The 6871-nt window shown below is 64.0% G+C and carries 8 protein-coding genes and 2 tRNA genes; 9 read left to right on the top strand and 1 reads right to left on the bottom strand.

What is annotated here, in order from left to right; genetic code table 11:
• The 9 genes from ACESL5_RS09045 to ACESL5_RS09005 all read left to right on the top strand — a co-directional run.
• The coding region (locus ACESL5_RS09045; protein ID WP_372592458.1) for a tetratricopeptide repeat protein at positions 1-546 on the top strand (546 nt) is incomplete at its 5' end.
• 47 nt (positions 547-593) lie between these two features.
• Positions 594-1262, top strand: coding sequence for a lipoprotein insertase outer membrane protein LolB (gene lolB / locus ACESL5_RS09040; RefSeq protein ID WP_372592457.1), 669 nt, complete (start codon positions 594-596; stop codon positions 1260-1262).
• Entirely contained in the window at positions 1259-2230 is a 972-nt protein-coding gene (ispE, locus tag ACESL5_RS09035) for a 4-(cytidine 5'-diphospho)-2-C-methyl-D-erythritol kinase (RefSeq protein ID WP_372592456.1), read from the top strand. The genes lolB and ispE overlap by 4 nt, the downstream gene beginning before the upstream one ends.
• Positions 2231-2280: 50 nt before the next feature.
• Positions 2281-2357: transfer RNA gene (locus tag ACESL5_RS09030), tRNA-Gln, on the top strand.
• A gap of 17 nt (positions 2358-2374) precedes the next feature.
• Positions 2375-3334 carry a ribose-phosphate diphosphokinase gene (locus ACESL5_RS09025; protein WP_372592455.1) on the top strand — a complete coding sequence of 320 codons (960 nt, stop codon included), beginning with the start codon at positions 2375-2377 and terminating at the stop codon, positions 3332-3334.
• Positions 3335-3508: 174 nt separating this feature from the next.
• Positions 3509-4159, top strand: a complete 651-nt coding sequence (locus ACESL5_RS09020; RefSeq protein WP_372592454.1) for a 50S ribosomal protein L25/general stress protein Ctc — start codon at positions 3509-3511, stop codon at positions 4157-4159.
• A 120-nt stretch (positions 4160-4279) separates the two neighbouring features.
• Positions 4280-4864 carry an aminoacyl-tRNA hydrolase gene (gene pth / locus ACESL5_RS09015; RefSeq protein ID WP_372592453.1) on the top strand — a complete coding sequence of 195 codons (585 nt, stop codon included), beginning with the start codon at positions 4280-4282 and terminating at the stop codon, positions 4862-4864.
• 78 nt (positions 4865-4942) lie between these two features.
• Entirely contained in the window at positions 4943-6037 is a 1095-nt protein-coding gene (gene ychF / locus ACESL5_RS09010) for a redox-regulated ATPase YchF (protein WP_372592452.1), read from the top strand.
• A 70-nt stretch (positions 6038-6107) separates the two neighbouring features.
• Positions 6108-6184, top strand: a tRNA-Met gene (locus ACESL5_RS09005).
• Positions 6185-6268: 84 nt separating this feature from the next.
• Here ACESL5_RS09005 and lnt read toward each other — a convergent pair.
• Positions 6269-6871: apolipoprotein N-acyltransferase (lnt, locus tag ACESL5_RS09000; RefSeq protein ID WP_372592451.1), on the bottom strand; the 603-nt coding region annotated here is incomplete at its 5' end.

The following is a 6871-nucleotide window of genomic DNA, read 5'->3' as shown; positions in this document are numbered from 1 at the left end:
ACACTGGCCGAGGTTGGCCAGTTCGAGCGCAGCCTCGAGGTAACCAACCGGGCACTCGACGCCTGGCCCGAGGCAAACGACTTCCGTCTGCAGAAGGCCATGAGCCTCTTCGCCCTCGAGCAGCAGGATCTGGCCATCGATGTGCTGCGCAGCATCATCGACCGCGAGCCCGAACACGCCTCGGCGCTCAACGCGCTCGGTTACACGTTGGCCGACCTGAACCGAGACCTCGACGAGGCCGAAACGCTCATTGGCCAGGCACTGCAGATCGACCCTGGTAACGCCGCCTACATGGACAGTCTCGGCTGGCTCAAGTACCGCCAGGGCAAGCTAGACGAGGCGCAGGCCGCATTGGAGACTGCCTACCGACAGTCACCGAATGCCGAGATCGGCGCGCATCTGGGCGAGGTCTTGTGGGAGAAGGACCAGCGCGAACAGGCCATGAAGATCTGGGAAGAGTCGCTGGAACTCGATCCCCGTGACAGTACGCTGCTCGAGACGCTCCGTCGCTACGCCCCCGAACTCCTGCCGGCCAGCGGCGAGTAACGCGCAACCGCAAGTCCATCCACAGAAAGGATTCCAAGAAAACTTCGATGACCCTCCCTGCCCCGTTTTTCGCTCGCCTGCCCGTGGCAATCGTCCTGTCGCTCCCCCTGTCCCTGCTCTCGGGATGTGCCACCCTGCTCGATCGCGAGGAGCGGGGCACGCCCCCCTCGGCCGAACAGCTCTCGGCCTGGGAGCAGCACAGTGAGCAACTTGAAGGGCTGAACGATTGGGAGTTCGAAGCCCGTGCGGCCGTGCGCTCCGGCGTGACCGGTGGCAGCGGGAGCCTCGACTGGACCCAGGTGGGTCCCGTATCCGCCCTGAGTCTCCGTGGACCGTTCGACACCGGCCGGATCGCCCTCACGGGAACGCCCCAGCGGATGCTGATTACGGACGGCAAGGGCAACAGCCGTCTTTCGACCGACCCCGTGGCGCTCCTCGAGGAACAGACCGGCTGGCGCATCCCGCTCGACCGTCTGCCCCGCTGGGTGCGCGGGCTGCCCACCGAATCCCTGGCCGAGTTGCCCGCCACCGATTTTCGCCTCGACGACGCTGGCCGGCTTGTCCGGCTGTCGGAGGCCGATTGGGACCTCGAATACGATCGGTACCAAGACGTTGGAGACTCACTCGCCCTGCCCCATTTCATCGAAATGAAGAACGAGGATGTACGCATACGGCTGGTAATCGACCGCTGGCTGCTCGAGGGTGCAACTCGATGATCGACTGCGCCAGCGACAATGCCGGCGGCGAGACCGGCTGGCTGATGGCCGGGTGCAAGCTAAACCTCTTCCTGCACATCAACGGCCGCCGGCCAGATGGTTTCCACGAACTGCAGACCTACTTCCAGCTGCTGGAATACGGTGACGAACTGAACGTCCGACCGGACCGCTCCGGCCAGATCCGCGTGACCTGGATCGCAGGCGCCGAAGACACCGACGGTCAGCCGGCCCGCGCGGAGGACGACCTCCTATATCGGGCCGCCATGGCACTGAAGGAAGCGGCAGTGGAATCCGGACGTCTATCCCCTGCAAGCGCGGCCCGTCTGGGCGCCGACATCATGCTGCGCAAGAACATCCCGGTCGGCGGAGGATTGGGAGGCGGCTCGGCGAGCGCCGGCTGCCTGCTGAACCGGCTCAATCGACTCTGGAACCTCGCGTTGACGCCCGGGGAGCTTGAAGCGGTGGCCGTCCGGCTCGGCGCCGATGTCCCGGTATTCATCCGTGCACGCAGCGCGGTGGCCCACGGCATCGGCGAGCGTACCCGGTCAACCGAGGTGCCCGAGGGGCCGCAGGAATACCTGGTGCTCGTTCCGGACATGCCGGCGCACACGGCGAGCCTCTACTCGGACCCCGGCCTGCGTCGGGATTTTCCGAAGCAGGACGACGATCACGTACTCGAACACTGGCGCGAAGCCGAGAATGCCTTCGAACCGATCGTCACACGTGCCCACCCTGCCCTGACCGCCCTGCTTCGCGATCTGCATGTACAAGCCGGGTTTGCCCGCATGACCGGCTCGGGCGCCTGCCTGTTCGCGCCCGTCGACAGTCGCGAACAGGGCGAGCGTATCGGACACGACCTGGCCGAACGCCACCCGGCCCTGCGTCGTTTTTTCATTTCGCCGGTCGCCAAACCGGAAAATCAGCCAGTTAGCGAACCAAGGGCAAATCGGAGCAAAAAAACTGGCTGAAGGCCTTGGCAAACGCCGATCCCTTGGTTAGGATACGCACCTCTTTCGAATGGGCCGTCGCCAAGCTGGTTAAGGCACCGGATTTTGATTCCGGCATTCGCAGGTTCGAATCCTGCCGGCCCAGCCAAATTACCGGCGAGACCGATGTCATTTACACGTTCCTTGATGGTCTTTACGGGCAACGCCAATCGGCCACTGGCCGAGCGGGTTGCGGAGAGCCTGGACAGCCAACTCGGGCAGGCATCGGTAACGCACTTCTCTGACGGCGAATCCGCCGTCGAGATCCTGGAAAACGTCCGTGGTCGTGACGTCTTCGTGATCCAGCCCACCTGCGATCCGACGAACGATCACATCATGGAACTGATGCTCATGACGGACGCGCTCCGTCGGGCATCCGCCCACCGCATCACCGCGGTCATCCCCTACTTCGGCTATTCCCGTCAGGACCGACGCGTCCGATCGTCCCGCGTGCCGATCAGCGCCAAGGTGGTCGCCAACATGCTGCAGAGCGGTGGCGTCGACCGGATCCTGACCGTGGATCTTCACGCCGACCAGATCCAGGGGTTCTTCGATATCCCCGTGGACAATGTCTACGCCTCCCCGATCCTCTTGGGGGACATCTGGCGGCAGAAGTACGAGGACCTGATCGTCGTCTCGCCGGACGTCGGCGGCGTGGTACGTGCCCGCGCCGTCGCCAAGCGGCTCGACGACGCGGATCTCGCGATCATCGACAAGCGCCGTCCGCGCGCCAATGTGTCCCAGGTGATGCACATCATCGGCGAGGTCGAGGGCAAGACCTGCGTGCTGGTCGACGACATGGTCGACACCGCCGGGACCCTGTGCAAGGCCGCCGATGCGCTCAAGAACCACGGTGCCCGAAAGGTGGTGGCCTACGCTACCCATCCCATCCTCTCCGGCAAGGCGATCGAGAACATCAACGCCTCGTCGCTCGACGAGCTGGTGATCACCGACACGGTGCCCTTGAGACCGGAAGCGGAACAGTGCGATCGGATCCGCGTACTTTCCGTTGCCGGCATGCTCGCCGAAACCATCCGTCGGATTCACACCGACGAATCGGTCAGTTCTCTCTACACCGACGACTGATTCCGCCCCGCCCCTTCCGCATTGGGGCCCATTCCGGTACAATTCGCGCGCCATCCCATTGGGTGGCGCGTGTTGGTTGTGGCTTGGTCGCGGGCCGCAATCGGAACCACACGCCGGCATCCGGCCCGACCGGGGTCGTCCGGCGGTTTTTTTATTTCTGGAGTGGACGAAATCATGTCTCAAGAAACGTTCAAGATTGATGCGTCCGTTCGCGAAGATCAGGGGAAGGGTGCGAGCCGCCGCCTGCGTCGCGAAGGGAACATCCCGGCGATCGTGTACGGGGGCAACAAGCCGCCGCAGTCGATCACCATCAACCACAACGAGCTCCTGAAGCACCTCGACCACGAGGCGTTCTTCTCGCATATCCTGGAGCTCACCGTGGGCGGCGAGACCGACGAGGTCGTGCTGCGTGACCTGCACCGTCATCCGTACAAGACGACCGTTGTCCTGCACGCCGACTTCCAGCGGATCACGCGCGGGCAGAAGATGCGCATGCACGTCCCGCTGCACTTCGAGAACCGCGAAGAGAGCAAGGGCGCGAAGGCCGGTGGCGTGATCAGCGTCATCCACAACGAGATCGAGATCGAGTGTCTCCCGCGCCAGCTGCCGGAGTACCTCACCATCGACCTGGCTGATCTGGACGTCAACGAGTCGTTCCACCTGAGCCAGATCGAGCTCCCCGAGGGCATCAGCATCCCGGAGCTCGCCCTGGGCGAAGGGCACGACGTAGCAGTCGTCGCTATCCATCCGCCGAAGGTCGACAAGACGACCGAAGAGGAAGCGGGCGAAGAAGGCGGCGAAGAGGAAGCGGGCGAAGAAGCCTGATACTCCTCCTCCGTCGAAGACGGCAAACCCCGGCCCACCTGGCCGGGGTTTTTCTTTGCGGCATCCCTGTCCCATCGCTGGCGAACACGGCCACGGTCGCCTGTGCGATAATCCGCGCCCATGACTATCAAGCTGATTGTGGGGCTGGGCAACCCCGGGCAGAAGTACGATGACACCCGGCACAATGCCGGTTTCTGGGCGATCGACGCGATCGCCGAAGCGCTTGGCGGACAATGGGCCGAAGAGCGCAAGTTCAGTGGGGCGGTTACCCGGGTTGCCGTCCGCGGGACGGATCTTCGACTGCTCAAGCCGTGGACCTTCATGAACCGTTCCGGCCAGTCCGTCGGACCGCTGGCGAACTTCTTCAAGATCGCGCCTGAGGAGATCCTGGTCATCCACGACGAACTGGACCTCCCGCCGGGCCGCATGCGGCTCAAGCAAGGGGGCGGCCATGGCGGCCACAACGGCCTGAAGGATATACAGGCGGCGATCGGCAGCGCCAATTTCTGGCGACTGCGGCTCGGCATCGGTCACCCGGGACATCGGGATGCCGTGGTGGGCTATGTGCTGACCAAGCCACCGAAGGACGAGCGAAAGCTCGTCGACGACTGCATCATCGAGATCCGTCACCTCGCCCCGGACCTGACCCGGGCCGACGAGTCGGACCTCATGCAGGCGATCAACAGCTATCGACCGGCGAGCTGAAAGCGTCGGTCGCGGAATTCTCGACGTGGGTGCGCCGCCTGACCGGCCGCGGCCCCGCAACACTGAAACGGAGTCCCTATGGGTTTCAACTGTGGCATCGTGGGCCTGCCGAACGTCGGCAAGTCCACCCTGTTCAACGCATTGACGAAGGCCGGCATCCAGGCGGCCAACTATCCCTTCTGCACCATCGAGCCGAACGTAGGGGTCGTCGCCGTACCCGATCCCCGCCTCGACAAGCTCGCCGAGATCGTCAAGCCCGAGCGGGTCATTCCGACCAGCATGGAATTCGTCGATATCGCGGGCCTAGTGGCCGGCGCCTCCAAGGGTGAGGGGTTGGGCAACCAGTTCCTGGCCAACATCCGCGAGACGGATGCCATCGCGCAGGTGGTTCGCTGCTTCGCCAACGATGATGTCGTACACGTGGCCGGCAAGGTCGATCCGGCGGCCGACATCGAGGTCATCAACACCGAGCTGGCCCTGGCCGACCTCGACACGGTGCAGAAGGCCGTCGAGCGCCTGACCAAGCAGACCAAGTCCGGGCAGAACAAGGACGCGGCCGCGAAGCTCGAGCTGGTCAAGGAGGTCGCCGAGGTGCTGGACACGGGCCACTCCGTGCGCAGCATGAAACTCGAACCGGAGAAGGCCGCCCTCCTCCACGACCTGCACCTGCTGACGGCCAAGCCGCTGATGTTCATCGCCAACGTCGACGAGAACGGCTTCGAGAACAACCCGATGCTCGATCAGGTCCGCGCGATCGGCGAACAGGAAGACGCCATGGTCGTGCCGGTATGTGCCACCACCGAGGCCGAGCTGATCGATCTCGAGGGCGAGGACAAGGCGATGTTCCTCGAGGAGATGGGGCTCGAGGAGCCGGGCCTCGATCGGGTTATCCGCGCGGGCTACGAACTGCTCGGCCTGCAGACCTACTTCACCGCCGGTGTGAAGGAAGTGCGCGCCTGGACGATCAAGCGCGGAATGACGGCGCCGCAGGCAGCCGGCGTGATCCATACGGACTTCGAGAAAGGCTTCATCCGCGCCGAGGTGGTCGCCTACGAGGACTTCGTCGCCTGTGGGGGCGAACAGGGTGCCAAGGAGGCCGGGAAATGGCGTCTGGAGGGCAAGGACTACATCATGAAGGAAGGCGACATCGTGCACTTCCGCTTCAACGTCTAGAAAACCCGCAAAAGGCGCGCAAGCGGGGTTGACAGGACCACACAGGTTCCCGATAATGCGCGCCTCGCTTGGCTATGTAGCTCAGCTGGTTAGAGCACGGCACTCATAATGCCGGAGTCGGTGGTTCGAATCCACCCATAGCCACCAGCACAAATCCGGACAACCGGATACGAAAAACCCCCGTCCAATGGATGGGGGTTTTTCGTTTGTCGGGAGAAACGCCGTCTGCCTTCAGGGCGAGCGTCGGATGCGACGCAGGTATCCCGTGCCGGACAGCAGTAAGAGCACGCCCATCAGGCCGAACACCGGCCACGCACCGTACCTGGCCAACGGCGTGGAACCTTCCCGGGGCTGGATCGTCTCGACCAGCACGCCGCGTTCGCCTGTCGGCAACGCCTGCACTACCCCACCACGCTCGTCGATGATCGCCGAGATCCCGGTGTTGGTCGCTCGGATCATGGGACGCCGGAACTCGATCGCCCTAGCACGCGCCATCTGCAGGTGCTGATGGGGCGAGAAACTGTCACCGAACCACGAGTCGTTCGAGACCGTCACCAGGATGTCGGCACCCGGCAGGGAGGCCCGAATGTCGCGGGAAAAATCCGCCTCGAAGCAGATCGACGCGCCCAGTTCGACCTCCCCGATGCGCAACGGGGCCTGGTCCGGGCGTCCCGGGCTGAGATCGGACATCGGCACTTCGAACAGCCACGACATCTTCTCGATCAGGCCGCGCAGTGGGAAGTACTCGCCGAACGGCACCAGGTGACGCTTTCGGTATTCGCCCATGGACTCTGGTACCGCGATCAGGGCGTTGTAATAGCGCCCCTCGGCGTC

The sequence above is a fragment of the Guyparkeria sp. genome (assembly GCF_041687595.1).
Lineage (GTDB): Bacteria > Pseudomonadota > Gammaproteobacteria > Halothiobacillales > Halothiobacillaceae > Guyparkeria.
This window is presented reverse-complemented; position numbering and strand designations above follow the sequence as displayed.